This is a genomic window from Stutzerimonas stutzeri RCH2 (assembly GCF_000327065.1).
In the GTDB taxonomy this organism is placed as follows: domain Bacteria; phylum Pseudomonadota; class Gammaproteobacteria; order Pseudomonadales; family Pseudomonadaceae; genus Stutzerimonas; species Stutzerimonas stutzeri_AE.
The window spans coordinates 1,268,395-1,283,076 of record NC_019936.1 but is presented as its reverse complement, the minus strand read 5'-3'; the positions used below and the strand labels follow the sequence as shown (position 1 = coordinate 1,283,076).

The 14,682-nt window shown below is 63.1% G+C and carries 15 protein-coding genes; 11 read left to right on the top strand and 4 right to left on the bottom strand.

The genetic code is table 11. The features are described 5' to 3' along the window. Nucleotides 1-13: 13 nt before the first annotated feature. From hyi to PSEST_RS05730, 5 genes are all read left to right on the top strand, one after another. Nucleotides 14-796: a hydroxypyruvate isomerase gene (gene hyi, locus PSEST_RS05750; protein ID WP_015276064.1), complete on the top strand. Its 783-nt coding sequence runs from the start codon at nt 14-16 to the stop codon at nt 794-796. Between the two features lie 32 nt (nt 797-828). Further along, nucleotides 829-1,719, top strand: a complete 891-nt coding sequence (locus PSEST_RS05745) for a 2-hydroxy-3-oxopropionate reductase (RefSeq protein ID WP_015276063.1) — start codon at nt 829-831, stop codon at nt 1,717-1,719. Nucleotides 1,720-2,047: 328 nt separating this feature from the next. Further along, complete coding sequence (locus tag PSEST_RS05740; RefSeq protein WP_015276062.1) at nt 2,048-3,319, top strand: glycerate kinase type-2 family protein; 1,272 nt, start codon at nt 2,048-2,050, stop codon at nt 3,317-3,319. A gap of 32 nt (nt 3,320-3,351) precedes the next feature. Next, entirely contained in the window at nt 3,352-4,767 is a 1,416-nt protein-coding gene (pyk, locus tag PSEST_RS05735; protein WP_015276061.1) for a pyruvate kinase, read from the top strand. Nucleotides 4,768-4,861: 94 nt separating this feature from the next. Further along, nucleotides 4,862-5,710, top strand: coding sequence for an urea transporter (locus PSEST_RS05730; RefSeq protein WP_015276060.1), 849 nt, complete (start codon nt 4,862-4,864; stop codon nt 5,708-5,710). Nucleotide 5,711: 1 nt separating this feature from the next. On the opposite strand, the gene PSEST_RS05725 is transcribed toward PSEST_RS05730, so the two are convergent. Continuing rightward, nucleotides 5,712-5,936, bottom strand: a complete 225-nt coding sequence (locus tag PSEST_RS05725; protein WP_015276059.1) for a DUF2188 domain-containing protein — start codon at nt 5,934-5,936, stop codon at nt 5,712-5,714. Between the two features lie 261 nt (nt 5,937-6,197). Here PSEST_RS05725 and hmpA point away from each other — a divergent pair, with 261 nt between their 5' ends. The 3 genes from hmpA to PSEST_RS05710 all read left to right on the top strand — a co-directional run bounded on the left by hmpA (nt 6,198) and on the right by PSEST_RS05710 (nt 8,068). Beyond that, the gene (gene hmpA, locus PSEST_RS05720) at nt 6,198-7,376 is read left to right on the top strand and encodes an NO-inducible flavohemoprotein (RefSeq protein ID WP_015276058.1); all 1,179 of its coding nucleotides are present in this window, start codon (nt 6,198-6,200) and stop codon (nt 7,374-7,376) included. A 51-nt stretch (nt 7,377-7,427) separates the two neighbouring features. Then, nucleotides 7,428-7,661 carry a hypothetical protein gene (locus tag PSEST_RS05715; RefSeq protein ID WP_015276057.1) on the top strand — a complete coding sequence of 78 codons (234 nt, stop codon included), beginning with the start codon at nt 7,428-7,430 and terminating at the stop codon, nt 7,659-7,661. 236 nt (nt 7,662-7,897) lie between these two features. Continuing rightward, nucleotides 7,898-8,068, top strand: coding sequence for a general stress protein (locus tag PSEST_RS05710; RefSeq protein WP_003294664.1), 171 nt, complete (start codon nt 7,898-7,900; stop codon nt 8,066-8,068). 132 nt (nt 8,069-8,200) lie between these two features. On the opposite strand, the gene PSEST_RS22080 is transcribed toward PSEST_RS05710, so the two are convergent. Then, a complete protein-coding gene (locus PSEST_RS22080) occupies nt 8,201-8,389 on the bottom strand; it encodes a hypothetical protein (protein WP_157372378.1) in 189 nt (62 codons plus the stop codon). On the opposite strand from PSEST_RS22080, the gene pncB reads away from it, so the two are divergent. Continuing rightward, on the top strand, nt 8,379-9,581 hold the full coding sequence (gene pncB / locus PSEST_RS05705; RefSeq protein ID WP_015276056.1) for a nicotinate phosphoribosyltransferase: 1,203 nt from the start codon (nt 8,379-8,381) through the stop codon (nt 9,579-9,581). The two genes, PSEST_RS22080 and pncB, sit on opposite strands and share 11 nt — an antisense overlap. Nucleotides 9,582-9,619: 38 nt before the next feature. Here pncB and PSEST_RS05700 read toward each other — a convergent pair whose 3' ends face one another. Next, nucleotides 9,620-10,813, bottom strand: coding sequence for a sensor domain-containing diguanylate cyclase (locus tag PSEST_RS05700; RefSeq protein ID WP_015276055.1), 1,194 nt, complete (start codon nt 10,811-10,813; stop codon nt 9,620-9,622). A 348-nt stretch (nt 10,814-11,161) separates the two neighbouring features. Here PSEST_RS05700 and PSEST_RS05695 point away from each other — a divergent pair, with 348 nt between their 5' ends. Continuing rightward, the gene (locus PSEST_RS05695; protein ID WP_015276054.1) at nt 11,162-13,063 is read left to right on the top strand and encodes an autotransporter domain-containing SGNH/GDSL hydrolase family protein; all 1,902 of its coding nucleotides are present in this window, start codon (nt 11,162-11,164) and stop codon (nt 13,061-13,063) included. 60 nt (nt 13,064-13,123) lie between these two features. On the opposite strand, the gene PSEST_RS05690 is transcribed toward PSEST_RS05695, so the two are convergent. Then, the gene (locus PSEST_RS05690; RefSeq protein WP_015276053.1) at nt 13,124-14,050 is read right to left on the bottom strand and encodes a hypothetical protein; all 927 of its coding nucleotides are present in this window, start codon (nt 14,048-14,050) and stop codon (nt 13,124-13,126) included. Between the two features lie 358 nt (nt 14,051-14,408). Between PSEST_RS05690 and PSEST_RS05685 the strand changes: the two genes are divergently transcribed. Next, a complete protein-coding gene (locus PSEST_RS05685; protein ID WP_015276052.1) occupies nt 14,409-14,678 on the top strand; it encodes a hypothetical protein in 270 nt (89 codons plus the stop codon). The last annotated feature ends 4 nt before the right edge of the window (nt 14,679-14,682 follow it).

Here is a 14,682-nt window from a genome sequence, read left to right as displayed (position 1 = left end):
AGGAGAGAGAACCATGCCCCGCTTTGCCGCCAACCTGTCGATGCTGTTCACCGAGCAGGACTTCACCGATCGCTTCGCCGCCGCTGCCGCAGCCGGCTTTACCGGAGTCGAATACCTGTTCCCCTACGACTACCCGGCCGAGGAGATCAAGGCCCGGCTGGACGCCAACAAGCTGACCCAGGTGCTGTTCAACCTGCCGGCCGGCGACTGGGCAAGCGGTGAGCGCGGTATCGCCATCCTGCCGGAGCGGGTCGAGGAGTTCCGCGCCGGCGTCGACCAGGCCATCGCCTATGCCAAGGTGCTCGGCAATACCCAGGTCAACTGCCTGGCCGGCATCGCCCCGCGTGGCGCCGATCTCGGCGAGCTGGAAATGACCTTTATCGAGAACCTGCGCTATGCCGCGCAGAAGCTCGAAGAGGCTGGCATCCGCCTGGTGATGGAGATGATCAACACCCGCGACATCCCGCGCTTTTTCCTCAACAACACCTCCCAGGCGCAGGAGATCCGCGGCAAGGTCGGTCACCCCAACCTGTTCCTGCAGTACGACGTCTACCACATGCAGATCATGGAGGGAGACCTGGCGCGGACCATCGAAGCCAACCTGGACGCGATCAACCATATCCAGCTGGCCGACAACCCAGGCCGTAACGAACCGGGCACCGGCGAGATCAACTACCACTTCCTGTTCGAGCACCTGGACCGTATCGGCTACCAAGGCTGGGTCGGCTGCGAGTACAAGCCGGCCACCACCACCGAAGCAGGCCTTGGCTGGCTGAAGAGCCACAACGCCATCTGACCCGAACTGAATCGAATTGAAGGAGATTACTCATGGCTAAGATCGGATTTATCGGCACCGGCATCATGGGCTTACCCATGGCTCAGAACCTGCAGAAGGCAGGCCACGACATCTTTCTGTCCACGCATCACGACGCCGCTCCGGCAGCTTTGATCGAGGCCGGTGCAGTCGCCCTGGCCAACCCGAAGGAAGTCGCCCAGGAAGCCGAGTTCATCATCGTCATGGTCCCGGACACTCCGCATGTCGAGGACGTGCTGTTCCGCGAAAACGGCATCGCCGAAGGTGTTGGCCCGAACAAGCTGGTGATCGACATGAGCTCGATCTCACCCAGCGCCACCAAGACCTTTGCCGAGAAAATCAACGCCACCGGCGCCCAGTACCTCGACGCACCGGTATCGGGCGGTGAAGTCGGCGCCAAGGCCGCAACGCTGTCGATCATGGTCGGCGGCAGCGAAGAAAGCTTCGCCCGCGCCCTGCCGCTGTTCCAGGCGATGGGCAAGAACATCACCCTGGTCGGCGGCAACGGCGACGGCCAGACCGCCAAGGTGGCTAACCAGATCATCGTCGCGCTGAACATCCAGGCGGTGGCCGAAGCCCTGCTGTTCGCCGCACGCAACGGTGCCGACCCGGCCAAGGTGCGCGAGGCGCTGATGGGCGGCTTCGCCGGCTCGAAGATCCTCGAGGTGCACGGTGAACGCATGATCAAGGGCACCTTCGATCCGGGCTTCCGCATCAGCCTGCACCAGAAGGACCTCAACCTGGCGTTGGCTGGCGCCCGCGAGCTGGGCCTGAACCTGCCCAATACCGCCAACGCCCAGCAGGTGTTCAGCACCTGCGCAGCCATCGGCGGCAGCGGCTGGGACCACTCGGCACTGATCAAGGGCCTGGAGCACATGGCCAACTTCTCGATCCGCAAGGAGTAAAGCCTTCGAGCACGCTGCAATGGGCCAGCGACCCCACCTTCAGGGACAGACAGACCAGGTGGTGGGTAGTCGTGAAGCCTCACGCAGCGCGCTCAAAGGGTCGGGTTAGCGGTTCGCCAGGTCGGAATCATCGCGTCTCCCCACGACCAGCATGACCTGCGTCCCTCAGCCCGACCGCCGTCACCAGACGGCACCTTTTCGATTCGCCCGGCACAAGGAGTCACGGCCCGACTGCCGGGCGGGTCGATTTCAATTGCAGACCTTAGCGCTTGCATTGGCGAGCCCTGAGGTCTGGAATCGGTTGCAGACCTCATACAAGGAGCTTCAGATGACCCTCGACCCACAAGCCCTGTTGCGCCAGTTGTTCGACAGCGCCATCGAGGCCGCCCACCCGCGCCACGTGCTCGCCGACCATCTGCCCGAAGACCGCAGCGGCCGGGCCATCGTCATTGGCGCCGGCAAGGCGGCTGCGGCCATGGCCGAAGCCATCGAGAAGGTCTGGGAAGGCGAACTCTCCGGGCTGGTGGTGACCCGCTACGAACATCACGCCGACTGCAAGCGTATCGAAGTGGTGGAAGCCGCCCACCCGGTCCCGGACGATGCCGGCGAGCGCGTTGCCCGCCGCGTGCTGGAGCTGGTCAGCAACCTCGAGGAGAGCGACCGGGTGATCTTCCTGCTATCTGGCGGCGGCTCCTCGCTGCTGGCACTGCCGGCCGAAGGCATCTCGCTGGCCGACAAGCAGGCGATCAACAAGGCGTTGCTGCGCTCCGGCGCGCACATTGGCGAGATGAACTGCGTGCGCAAGCACCTTTCGGCGATCAAGGGTGGACGTCTGGCCAAGGCCTGCTGGCCAGCGAGCGTTTACACCTATGCGATTTCCGATGTGCCCGGTGACGAGGCAACGGTGATTGCCTCCGGTCCCACCGTGGCTGATCCGACCACATCGGAGCAGGCATTGGAAATTCTCGAGCGTTATCACATCGAGGTGCCGGCCAACGTGCGCGCCTGGCTCGAAGACCCACGCTCGGAAACGCTGAAACCGGGCGATCCGATGCTCTCGCGCAGCCACTTCCGGCTGATCGCCACGCCGCAGCAGTCCCTCGATGCCGCGGCCGAGGTGGCCCGTGCCGCTGGCATCACCCCGCTGATCCTCGGTGATCTGGAAGGTGAAGCGCGCGAGGTGGCCAAGGTGCACGCCGGCATCGCCCGTCAGGTGGTGCTGCACGGCCAGCCGATCGCCGCCCCCTGCGTGATCCTCTCGGGCGGCGAGACCACGGTGACCGTGCGCGGCAACGGCCGCGGCGGGCGCAACGCCGAATTCCTGCTCGCCCTCACCGAAAACCTGCAAGGCCTGCCGAACGTCTATGCGCTGGCCGGCGACACCGACGGCATCGACGGCTCGGAAGACAACGCCGGCGCGCTGATGATGCCGGACAGCTATGCCCGCGCCGAAACCCTGGGCCTGCGCGCCGCCGATGCGCTGGCCAATAACGACGGTTATGGCTATTTCGCCGCGCTGGACGACCTGATCGTCACCGGCCCGACACGCACCAACGTCAACGATTTCCGCGCCATCCTGATTCTGCCGCCCTCGGCCTAGACCGAGGGCGCTCACCTGCCAGCGAGCCCGCCATGAAACCCGACAAGAAGGTCAAGATACTTGCCACCCTCGGCCCCACTACCCGCAGCATCGATGATGTTCGGGCGCTGGTCGCCGCCGGGGTCAACCTGTTCCGCCTGAACTTCAGCCATGGCGAGCACGCCGACCATGCCGAGCGTTTCGCCTGGATTCGCGAGGTCGAACGTGAGCTGAACCAGCCGATCGGCATTCTCATGGACCTGCAAGGGCCCAAGCTCAGGGTCGGCCGCTTCGCCGAGGGCAAGGTACGCCTGGAACGCGATCAGGCCTTTCGCCTGGATCTGGACCCGACCCCGGGCAACAGCCAGCGGGTCAACCTGCCGCATCCGGAAATCATCGCCGCGCTGGAACCCGGCATGCAGCTGCTGATCGACGATGGCCGCTTGCGCCTGACGGTCACCGAGCGCCATGCCGAGGCCATCGATACCCGCGTGGTCGCCGGCGGCGAGCTGTCCGACCGCAAGGGTGTGAACGTGCCGGAGGCGGTGCTGGAGCTGAGCCCGCTGACCGAGAAGGACCGTCGCGACCTGACGTTCGGTCTGCAGCTGGGCTTCGACTGGGTCGCACTGTCGTTCGTCCAGCGCCCGCAGGACATCCATGAGGCACGCAAGCTGATCGGTGACCGCGCCTTTCTCATGGCCAAGATCGAGAAGCCATCGGCGGTGCAGCACCTGCGCGAAATCGCCCGTCTGTCCGACGCGATCATGGTGGCGCGCGGCGATCTGGGCGTGGAGGTGCCGGCCGAGAACGTGCCGCGTATCCAGAAGGACATCGTGCGCATCTGCCGCCAGCTCGGCCGCCCGGTGGTGGTGGCCACGCAGATGCTCGAATCCATGCGTTTCGCTCCGGCCCCCACCCGCGCCGAGGTCACCGACGTGGCCAATGCAGTTGCCGAGGGCGCGGACGCGGTGATGCTGTCGGCGGAAACCGCTTCCGGCGACTACCCGCTGGAAGCGGTGAGCATGATGAGCAAGATCATTCGTCAGGTGGAAAGCGGCCCGGACTTCCAGGCCCAGCTCGACGTGCACCGGCCTAACGCCGAGGCCACCCTGCCGGATGCCATCAGCTGCGCGATCCGCCGCATCAGCGGCATCCTGCCGATTGCCGTGCTGGTCAACTACACCGAATCCGGCCGCTCCAGTCTGCGCGCCTCACGTGAACGCCCGGCCACGCCAATCCTCAGCCTGACGCCAAGCGTCGCCACCGCACGCAAACTCAGCGTGGCCTGGGGCGTGTATTCGGTGGTGGATGCGCCGATGCGCGACATGGAACAGGTCAGCAGTCACGCCCTGGAACTGGCGCGTGCGCAGGGCATGGCGCAAAGCGGCGACACGGTGCTGATCACCGCTGGCGTGCCTCTCGGCCAGCCCGGCACCACCAACACGCTGCGCATCGAAGTGCTGAGCTGACACGGCCGGGCGCCTGCCCGGCCAAGCTACCGATAGCCCTTCTGCCGCTGGCCCCATGCGGGCCAGCGCCCTTGCGTTCGCCCGGACTTCACCGATGCGTGTTCCCGTTGCACTTCATCCCCTGCTGCATGCCTTTGCCCAGGTTTTTCTGCAGCGGCATGCCGGCTGTGGCGCCCTGATCATGCTCGCGCTGGCCGTGGCCGATCCGGCGTTGCTGGCCGGTTCGCTTTTCGCCGTCGTCATGGCCCACAGCGGCGCGATCTGGCTAGGCTACTCTGCGGACGACCGTGAAGACGGCCTGTACGGCTATAACGCCGTGCTGCTCGGCGCACTGCTGGTCCATCTCTTCGGCCTGTCGACGGTGAGCCTGGCCATGATCGCCACCGCCTCGCTGGCCAGCTGTCCGCTCCAGGCATGGCTGCTCGGCCGCCTGCGTCAGCACGGTGGACTCCCGGGATTCACCCTTCCCTTCGTCCTGATCGGGTTCGTCACGTTGCTGGCCGCAACCCCCGCGCCCGTACCCGCAACCACCGACCTACCGCCAGACACCAGCGCGCTGCTCGGTGCCTGGCTGTTGGGCGTCGCTCAGGTGATATTCGTCGATGATCGGCTTGCGGCGGCCAGCCTGGTACTGGCCGTCGCCGTGGCGAACTGGCGCGATGCGCTCTGGCTGCTGGCTGGCTCGGCTCTGGGCATGGTCGTGGGCGGCTGGATCGGAGCCGCCTGGTCCGATGGCCAGGCCGGTTTCAACCCGGCCCTGGCCGCCTTGGCGCTGGCCCAATGGCGTGATGGCTGGAGCCTGCCGGTACTGGGCATGCTCGCCGCTATCGCGTTGTGGCTGGCTCTGCATAGCCTTGGCCTGCCGACCCTAACCCTGCCCTTTCTGCTGGCTACCTGGCTGGGCCTGCTGATTCGACTGCCGCACCGCAGCCACAACCGCTAGTTCAACCTCCGGTTGCCAGCGGGTCTTGCTCCTGCGGGTAGCGATGCTCTTCCGCAACCTCGCCATCCTCGCCATGTACCTTGACCAGCGCCGTGCGCAGCTTCATGTAGTCGCGTGTCTCGTCGAGGATGTCCTGCCTGCTGCCCGCTTCGAGCAGCGCGCGTTGGTCGCCTTCTTCGCGTAGCACCCAACGGTCTTCTTCGTGGGTGATGTGATAAGTCTCCATGGCGTTCTCCGGTTTGGCGGTTTGTTCTGGATGCTTTGTTTTGAAAGCCGTCATCGTCCGAGGTTCGCTACTGCGCAATGGTAAAAACAACCTTTGATGGTTCATGCGACCTTAAAAGTTCGGGTCTTTTTTACTCCTCATCCGCTGCAAACCTTGATTTAAGTCAATTTCAACCTGGAACGATTGTTGAAAGCACCTGTGTAGAACGTTTCGTGATCGCACCACGATCACCGGACGCCTTTCCCACCAGAGGAGTCATAGATGCTTTGCGCTGAACAGATCGCCCTGATCAAGGCCACCGTACCGCTGCTGGAAAGCGGCGGCGAAGCCCTTACCAACCATTTCTACAAGCTGCTGCTCTCCGAACACCCCGAGGTGCAACCACTGTTCAACCAGGCCCACCAGGCCAGCGGCGAGCAGCCACGCGCCCTGGCCAACGGTGTGCTGATGTACGCCAGGCATATCGACCGCCTCGAAGCGCTCGGTCCGCTGGTCGCACAGATCATCAACAAGCACGTCGCCCTGCAGGTGTTGCCCGAACATTACCCGCTGGTGGGCTCCTGCCTGCTGCGCGCCATCCGCGAAGTACTGGGCGAGGAAATCGCTACCGACGCGGTGATCGATGCCTGGGGCGCCGCCTATCAGCAGCTGGCTGACATCCTCATCGGCCAGGAGGAGCAGCTCTATCAGTCCAAGGCCGAGGCCGTCGGTGGCTGGCGCGGCGCGCGACGTTTTCGCATCGCCCGCAAGGTGGTCGAGAGCGACGAGATCATCTCTTTCCACCTGCAGCCGGAGGACGGCGGGCCGTTGATGGACTTTGTCCCGGGCCAGTACATCGGCCTGCGCCTGGAGATCGACGGCAAGGAAGTGCGGCGCAACTATTCCCTGTCCGCCGCGAGCAACGGCCGCGAGTACCGCATCAGCGTCAAGCGCGAGCCTGGCGGCGTGGTATCCAACGCGCTGCATGACATGCCCAAAGGCGCAACGCTGGAGCTGTTCGCGCCGGCCGGCGAGTTCACCCTGCAACCCGGCGACAAGCCGCTGGTGCTGATCAGTGGCGGCGTCGGCATTACGCCAACCCTGGCGATGCTGGAACAGGCGCTGGCCAGCGCCCGGCCGGTGCACTTCATCCACTGTGCCCGCAACGCTGGCGTGCATGCGTTTCGCCGCAGCGTGGATGCGCTGGCCGAGCGCCACGCGCAGCTCAAGCGCTTCTACTGCTACGAGGAACATTCCAATACGGCTTCTGCACCGGATGCCGTCGGCCGACTCAGCGAACGTCAGCTTGCCGAATGGCTGCCTGCCGACCGTGATGTCGACGCCTACTTCCTCGGGCCGAAGCCATTCATGGCCGCCGTTCGCCGTCAGCTGAAAGCCCTCGGCGTGCCGGAGCAGCAGACTCGCTACGAGTTCTTCGGCCCCGCTTCCGCCCTCGATTGATCCATCCCGAGGCTCGCTCGCTGCGAGCCTCCTCGCGAAGGAGATTCAGCCATGCTTTATCACCCGTTCGCCCCGCAGCGCCTGATGAGTTCTGCCAACGCCCTGATGATCGCTGGCGTACTGCTTCTACTGGCAGGAATCAGCGGTGCTTACCTGTTCGACCAACACCTGGCGCTGGGCGGCATCGTTGCGGCCCATGCGCTGGTCATCCTCGGCCCTACGGCATTGAAGATCGGCTACGTCATGCGGCTTCTGGCCGAGCGCAACGGCAAACTCGCGGCCTGAAACGGACGCCTGCGTTCTCCAAATATGGAGAAGTCTGCTTACTATATTAATCCCCCCGCTTCGCTTGTAATTTCACTCCGCCATAGTCCTACTCGACATGGGGAAAACCATTCGTCTACGCATTTTAATTATTCGAAACTCCTGCCGCCGGACTCCCTCTGACACAGTGAAGGCTGATTGATCTCTTTCCTTCAGCCCTTTTGTGAAAGTCTCTATCCACTTGAGGAGAAAAAGACATGGCAAATAACAACCCAGGCAACTTCGCCAACGATAAAGAGAAAGCATCCGAAGCTGGCCGCAAAGGCGGTCACAACAGTGGCGGAAACTTCGCCAACGACCGCGAGAAGGCCTCCGAGGCCGGCCGCAAGGGTGGCCAGAACAGCCACGGCGGTGGCCGCAGCAGCTAAGCGCTGACGGTAAAAGAAGGGCAGGCGCCTGATTGGCACCTGCCCTTCTTTTTTAATACCTGGTTATTTTTATCTTCCTGATCAGCGGAGTAATTAGCAGCCGAGCAATTGCACCCGAAGCAAATGCAGATATCAAAATAATATATAAATCACATCATCACCCTTGCACTCACCAGCAACTAACAAAACAGGCATGCGCAGTTTTCCAGCACCAAATTCCGCTGAACTATCAAAAACGTCCGGCAAAAGCAGCCGGCGCTTGATGCCGTTTGTCGTATCATCAGACCGGACTTTGAATCTGGAGTGATCGATGAGCAGCACTGCATTCTCCGAACGAATCATCCAGAGCCTGCTGGATACTGATTTCTACAAGCTGACCATGATGCAGGCAGTGCTGCATCACTACCCCAATGCAGAAGTGGAATGGGCATTTCGCAGCCGCTCCGGTGAGAATCTGACGCCCTTCCTCGATGCGATCCGCCAGCAGATCGAAGCGCTTGCCGAGCTGCAAATCACACCCGAAGAGCTGGCCTATCTCGAACGCATCCCTTACATGCAACCGGATTTCATCCGCTTCCTCGGCCTGTTTCGCTTCGACCTGCGTTACCTGCGCGTCGACATCGAGGACGGCGAACTGGTGATGCACCTGCGTGGCCCCTGGCTGCATGTGATTCTGTTCGAAGTGCCGCTACTGGCCATCGTCAGCGAGGTACGCAACCGGGCGCGCTACCCGCAGGTAACCCTGGAACAGGCAAGCGAGCGGCTGAACGAAAAGCTGAACTGGCTACGCAGCCAGGCTAGCGCCGAGGAACTGGCGAACTTCACCCTGGCGGACTTCGGCACGCGTCGGCGCTTCTCCTACGCGGTTCAGGCGATGGTGGTCGAACGGCTGCAACAGGATTTTCCGGGCCGTTTCGTCGGCACCAGCAATGTGCACCTGGCGCGCGTGCAGCAGGTGAAGCCAATGGGCACCATGGCCCACGAATGGATCATGGCGCACCAGCAACTTGGCCCGCGGCTGATCGACAGCCAGGTCGCGGCACTCGATTGCTGGGTACGCGAATACCGCGGGGCGCTGGGGATCGCGCTGACCGATTGCATCACCATGGATGCCTTTCTGCGCGACTTCGATCTCTACTTCGCCAAGCTGTTCGACGGCCTGCGACATGATTCGGGTGATCCGCTGGTCTGGGCCGAGAAAGCGATCGCGCACTATCAGCGCCTGGGCATCGACCCACGAACCCGCCAGCTGATTTTTTCCGATGGGCTGAACTTCGCCAAGGCGCTGGAAATACATCGCGCGCTGGCCGGGCGTACCCACGCCAGCTTCGGTATTGGTACCGGGCTTACCTGCGATATCCCTGGGGTCGAGCCAACCAACATGGTCATCAAGATGACCAGCTGCAACGGTCAGCCAGTGGCGAAACTGTCGGATTCACCGGGCAAGACCATGTGCCGCGACGCCGCGTTCCTTAGTTATCTGCGCCATGTCTTCAAGGTTGACGCCAGCTGAGCGGCCCGCCGCGAACCGGTATCTTCCTGCCGCCGCAGCTAGGCGCCGAGTACGAATGTGCCCTGCTCCAGGGCTTCCGGCTCCATCACGCAGAGGCGATTGCGCCCGCTTGTCTTGGCGCGGTACATGCGCTTGTCCGCCAGCTCCAGCAGATCGCGGTAGTCGGCGACCTGATCGCAGCGCCGTTCGGCCAGACCGATACTTGCCGTCAGCGCCGCGCCGTCCGGACGCTGCCCCAGCCCCTGACCAACGATGCGCTCGAGTGCCTGGCGCGCCTGCAGCATGTCGGTGTCCGGCATGATCAACAGAAACTCCTCACCGCCCCAGCGCAGCAGGCTGTCGGAAGCACGCAAGGCCGCGACCAGCCGTCTGGCCGCTTCGCGCAGCACCTGATCCCCGGCTTCGTGGCCATGGTTGTCGTTGATGGTCTTGAAGTGGTCGAGATCGATGAAGGCCAAGGCCAGCGCGCCGTTCTTGCGCTGGGCGCTGTCCCATTGCAAACGGAGGATTTCCTCACCGCTGCCGCGAGAGAACACCCCGGTAAGCGGATCACGGATAGCTTGGCGTACCAGGGCGAACATGAACGCCAGCTGGCTCATGCTGGCCAGGCTGGCGACGCCGGCGATCAGGATCAGCAGCCAGAACGCCCCGGCAAACGATGGCCAGTTGAGCGTGGCCCAGCTGAGATAGCCAGCCAGCGCCTGGGCGAGCAGCAGCAGGCTGGAAAGCACCAGATTCTCCACCAGAGTCAGCGGGAATATCGTCAGTCCCGCCATCAGCACGAACGGCAGAAATGCGTAGCCGGCACCGACCACCGCGGAGAACTGCGCCAGCTGGTAGCTGCCAAGCAGGGTATGCGAGGCGATATAAAAGATAGTTGGAATGGCGAACAGGATCGCTATTGCACGGTAGGCATCCAACAGGTTGCCGCTCGGGCGATAGAACAGCAGCAGGCAGGTGAACGCCAGGCAGGCCATCATCCGGAACCCGGCCAGCGCCGCCCACAGCTTGGGCTCAAACACCATCAGATCGATCAGACTCCACAACGGCGTCAGCACGGCGAAAAGGAAGGCGAACAGGCGTACGCGATTGACGATCAAGGTTGCGCGCCGCTGGCACAGCAGCAGCGGATGGCGCCGCGGGCTGAGCAGATGACGAAGCTCATTGGGTTTCAACTCGCTGGGCAGCAGCGAGGACAGACGGTCACGTAACAGATCGAGAAACGCTGGCATTTATTGTTTTGCTCCCAGGTCGGGATGGTTTTCTTTGCTCAGCCCGGGTCGATAGCTGCCGACCTCGGGTCCTCCAATTCCCTTTTAAACAGCCGCTGCGGTATTCGCCAGCCAGCCGGCTCGCAAGCGAAGCCGCTGGATGGTACGCAGCTCGACAGTGAAATCCTTTGAGCCAAAGCAATAAACCTGAAGGCAAATAGCCAGTACGCCAAAAGAACTAGCCGTCAGACGAGAACGATTCGCCCTTTCGAGCGCTTATACGCACCTGCTCCAGCCATTAGCGTGAGCCAGGTCGCCCGCGTCTGCGTGAGCGACGTATCCACAAGAAAAACAATAAGGAGATACTCCGTGCAGAGCGCTCTCAAACCGCTTGCGGCAGTCATTTTGCTCACCTGTGCGGCCGGAACGGCTACCGCAAACAGCAGCCCGTTCAGCCAGTTTGTCGTCTTCGGCGACTCGTTGAGTGATGCCGGCAACTTCCCTGACCTGCAAAGCCCAACGCTCGGCGGTCTGCCCACCGGTGGCTTGCGCTTCACCAACCGAACCGGGCCGACTTATGGTGCTGGCGAATACAGCGGCGAGGTCGGCACCCAGCGTTTGGCTGGCCTGCTGGGCCTCCAATCGCTGCCTTCCACACCGCTGCTGCCGGCGCTTGTGACGGGCAACCCAGACGGCACCAACTATGCGGTCGGCGGCTATCGAACTGACCAGATCCTCGACTCGATCAACGGAAATTCAACCGTCTCGATCAGTGGCATGACCCGCACCAGGCTGGGTTATCTGGTTGAGAACCCGCGCGCCGATGCCAACGCCCTCTACTACCTGAACGGCGGCGGCAACGACATCTTTCAGGGGCGTGACATGGTCGCGGCAGCGCGCGACCTGGCGGAGGGCGTCCGAGCCCTGCAGGCCGCCGGGGCCCGCTACATTATCGTCTCCGATCTGCCCGATGTCGGCAGCACGCCGCTTGGCGCAGCTAATAACGTGACCGACTATTGGAATGGCCTGAGTACAGCGTTCAATACCGAGCTGGCTAGCCGCCTGCAGGCCCAAGGCGGCAACTACGTGCTGGTGAATAACCGTTTGTTGCTCGCCGAGGTACGCGCTGACCTGGCCGCATTCGGCTTCGACCCGAACGTGGCGCAAACCGCTGTTTGCTTCGACTCTTCATCTTCGACCCCTTGCCTGCCGGACCCGACCTACGGCCTCGGCGGCGCCGCGCCGGACCCGAGTCGCCTGATGTTCAATGATGGCGTCCATCCAACCACCGCAGTTCATCAGATCAGCGCCGACTACCTCTACTCGATCATCGCCGCCCCGTGGGAAATCTCACTGCTACCGGAAATGGGTCGCTCTGCGCTGCGCGCCCACCTGCAGCAACTGGATAACGAACTGTCGGCCCAACGTGGCGACTGGCAGGCGGTCGGTGCCTGGCGCACCTTCGTCCAAGGCGGTTACAACCGACCTGAGTACGATGGTTACGGTGGCGGCGACGGTCATGGGCTGAGCCTGTCCGTGGGTGTTACCCAGCGTCTGAGCGAAGCCTGGCTGGCCGGCATTAGCCTGGGACTGGCGGAAAACTCTCTGGAACTGGGAAGAAACGACTCCGATTACGACATGCGCAGCTACCTGGCCACGGCCTTCGCCCGTTACGAACATCAACGCCTGTTCGCCGACTTCAGCCTCAGCGCCGGTTACCTCGATTACCACGACCTCAAGCGCACCTTCGCCCTCGGCATCACCGAACGCGCGGAAAAAGGCGATACCGAAGGCACGCTATGGGGCGCGGCCGCCAAGGCTGGCTTCAATCTCATGCAGCCAGGCGACCAGCTACAGTTCGGTCCCTTTATCGGCGCGAGCTACCAGAAGGTCGACGTCGACGGCTACAGCGAGAAAGGTGCGCGATCAACCGCGCTGAGCTACCACGACCAGGAGCTGAAATCGCTGCGTCTGTCGCTAGGGCTGTTCGGCGAGTACGCGCTGACGGACCGCACGCGGCTGTTCGGCGAGGTGGCGCGGGAGGTGGAGCGAGAGGATGAGGATCGAAAAGATCTGCGCATGTCGCTGAACAGCGTGCCAGGCAACAGCTTCGAGCTGCCGGGAGCGATGCCGACCGGCGACCAGACTCGTTTCAGCCTTGGCCTGGCGCACCGCTTGAACCCAGGCCTGTCCTTGCGCGCCAACTATAACTACCGGGGCAACGACAACCGCGACCAGGGGCTGGGGTTGTCACTGGCCTGGGATTTGTAACAGGACTCGCCGGAGGAGGGATAAGCCGCCGCCGCGACAGGCGCGGCGGCGAACTGCGGGTCAGCGACCGTCAATCTGCCCCTGCAGATTGGCGATCTGGCTCTGCATGGCATTGATGGTACGGGTAACCTGAGCCCGGAAGGAGTCGAACTCGGCGGTGTTGGCGGCGCTCGGTGCCGGACGGTTGTCCAGCTGGCTGCGCAGCACCAGGATGTCCTGCTCCAGACGGCTGATCGCCTGATTCTGATTGCCGCCCTGCTTCAGTGTTGCCACATCCTTGCTCAGGCTATCGATCCGTCCCGCCAGCTTGGCCTGCTCATCCAGCGTCGACTTCAGCGACGCCTGCTCGCTACCCAGCGTCTTGACGGATTCCGCCAGAGACGCCGTGGTGCCTTGCTGAGTCTGAAGATCATTGCCCAGGCGCTCGAGACGTTTGCCCTGCTCTTCCAGACGCTGATCCTGATTGCCCTGGCGACCGGCCAGACTCTGCTGCTCGGTGGCGAAGGCCTGCTGCTTGCGGCCGAGCTCCACGGTCTGCTGCTCCAGCTGCTTGATGCGCAGCTTCACGGCCTCGCTTTCGGTGGTCACGTTGGACTCGGTCGCGACAACCTTGCCGGAAATATCCTGCAGGCGCCCCGCGGCGTCTTCGCTGATACGGGCGAAACTCTCCTGCGTGGCGACCAACTGCATTTCCAGCATCGCGATCTTCTGGTAGCTCCACCAGCCAAGCGCGCCAAGGCTGATCAGCAAGGCCAGCACCATGACCCAAAGCGGCGCCGAGCTCGCTCGACCACCACCACCACCACCACCACCACCACCACCACCGCCACCGGCGCGGCGCTTCTGCCGTGAGCGACCATCGTCGACAGGCTCGGCAGCCGTACGCCGAATCGGCTCGAGATCCGGCGCCGGATAGGGCTCCACGCGATCACGGCCTGCGGTCAGGCTGGGGATATTGTCCAGTTCGTCGTGAGCATCGTTGCGCATGGGGTACCTTCAATGGCGCGGAGCGAAAAACAGCGCGCAGTATAACGATTCGGGACGCAGCCATCAGCGACGGCTGCCTTGCTAGCCAGATGCACCGCGTTAGAGCATGGCGCTGGCTGTGAAACGCATCACGGTGCACAAAACATCGAGTTCGCCTTCCTGCGAGACGCCTGCGCATCGCGGGCCAATCACGATGGGTAAGGTACAAACCTCGTCAGCTGTGCCCTGCGCGGCGCTGCGCCGGTTTTCGACGGGTGTCGGGCACGACTTGGTACGCCGCTTGCTCTATCTCTCATGCCAGCGGATAGACACTTCCGACACGGATGTCGGGCCTTAGGGCAATCACGAGGAACACAGCATGGAGCTGAACAAAGCGGTTATCGACTGCATGCGCAGCCTGCGACGCAGACTTCGCGATGAGCAGCAACTCGACATCCATCTCAATCAACCGGACGCGGTATCGGCCATGCTGGCCGGCTGCGTGCGCTCGAATGACGAACTGACGCGCGAACTCGGCCGCCAGCTCGCCGCCTTCAGCGATCAGTTGCCGGCGCCTGCGCCGCCTCCGTCGCGGAACTCAGGCAGTGCTACCGTGCGCATCTATCGGGGCCAGCGAGTTCTCGCCTGAAGCT

Bases quoted from the DNA above. Each gene is read 5' to 3' on its own strand.
- PSEST_RS05710 (WP_003294664.1), top strand. From the start codon at position 7,898: ATGGCAAATAACAACCCAGGCAACTTCGCCAACGATAAAGAGAAAGCA.
- PSEST_RS05730 (WP_015276060.1), top strand. From the start codon at position 4,862: ATGCGTGTTCCCGTTGCACTTCATCCCCTGCTGCATGCCTTTGCCCAG.
- PSEST_RS05700 (WP_015276055.1), bottom strand. From the start codon at position 10,813: ATGCCAGCGTTTCTCGATCTGTTACGTGACCGTCTGTCCTCGCTGCTG.
- hmpA (WP_015276058.1), top strand. From the start codon at position 6,198: ATGCTTTGCGCTGAACAGATCGCCCTGATCAAGGCCACCGTACCGCTG.
- pncB (WP_015276056.1), top strand. From the start codon at position 8,379: ATGAGCAGCACTGCATTCTCCGAACGAATCATCCAGAGCCTGCTGGAT.
- PSEST_RS05740 (WP_015276062.1), top strand. From the start codon at position 2,048: ATGACCCTCGACCCACAAGCCCTGTTGCGCCAGTTGTTCGACAGCGCC.
- hyi (WP_015276064.1), top strand. From the start codon at position 14: ATGCCCCGCTTTGCCGCCAACCTGTCGATGCTGTTCACCGAGCAGGAC.
- PSEST_RS05725 (WP_015276059.1), bottom strand. From the start codon at position 5,936: ATGGAGACTTATCACATCACCCACGAAGAAGACCGTTGGGTGCTACGC.
- PSEST_RS05715 (WP_015276057.1), top strand. From the start codon at position 7,428: ATGCTTTATCACCCGTTCGCCCCGCAGCGCCTGATGAGTTCTGCCAAC.
- PSEST_RS05685 (WP_015276052.1), top strand. From the start codon at position 14,409: ATGGAGCTGAACAAAGCGGTTATCGACTGCATGCGCAGCCTGCGACGC.
- pyk (WP_015276061.1), top strand. From the start codon at position 3,352: ATGAAACCCGACAAGAAGGTCAAGATACTTGCCACCCTCGGCCCCACT.
- PSEST_RS05690 (WP_015276053.1), bottom strand. From the start codon at position 14,050: ATGCGCAACGATGCTCACGACGAACTGGACAATATCCCCAGCCTGACC.
- PSEST_RS05745 (WP_015276063.1), top strand. From the start codon at position 829: ATGGCTAAGATCGGATTTATCGGCACCGGCATCATGGGCTTACCCATG.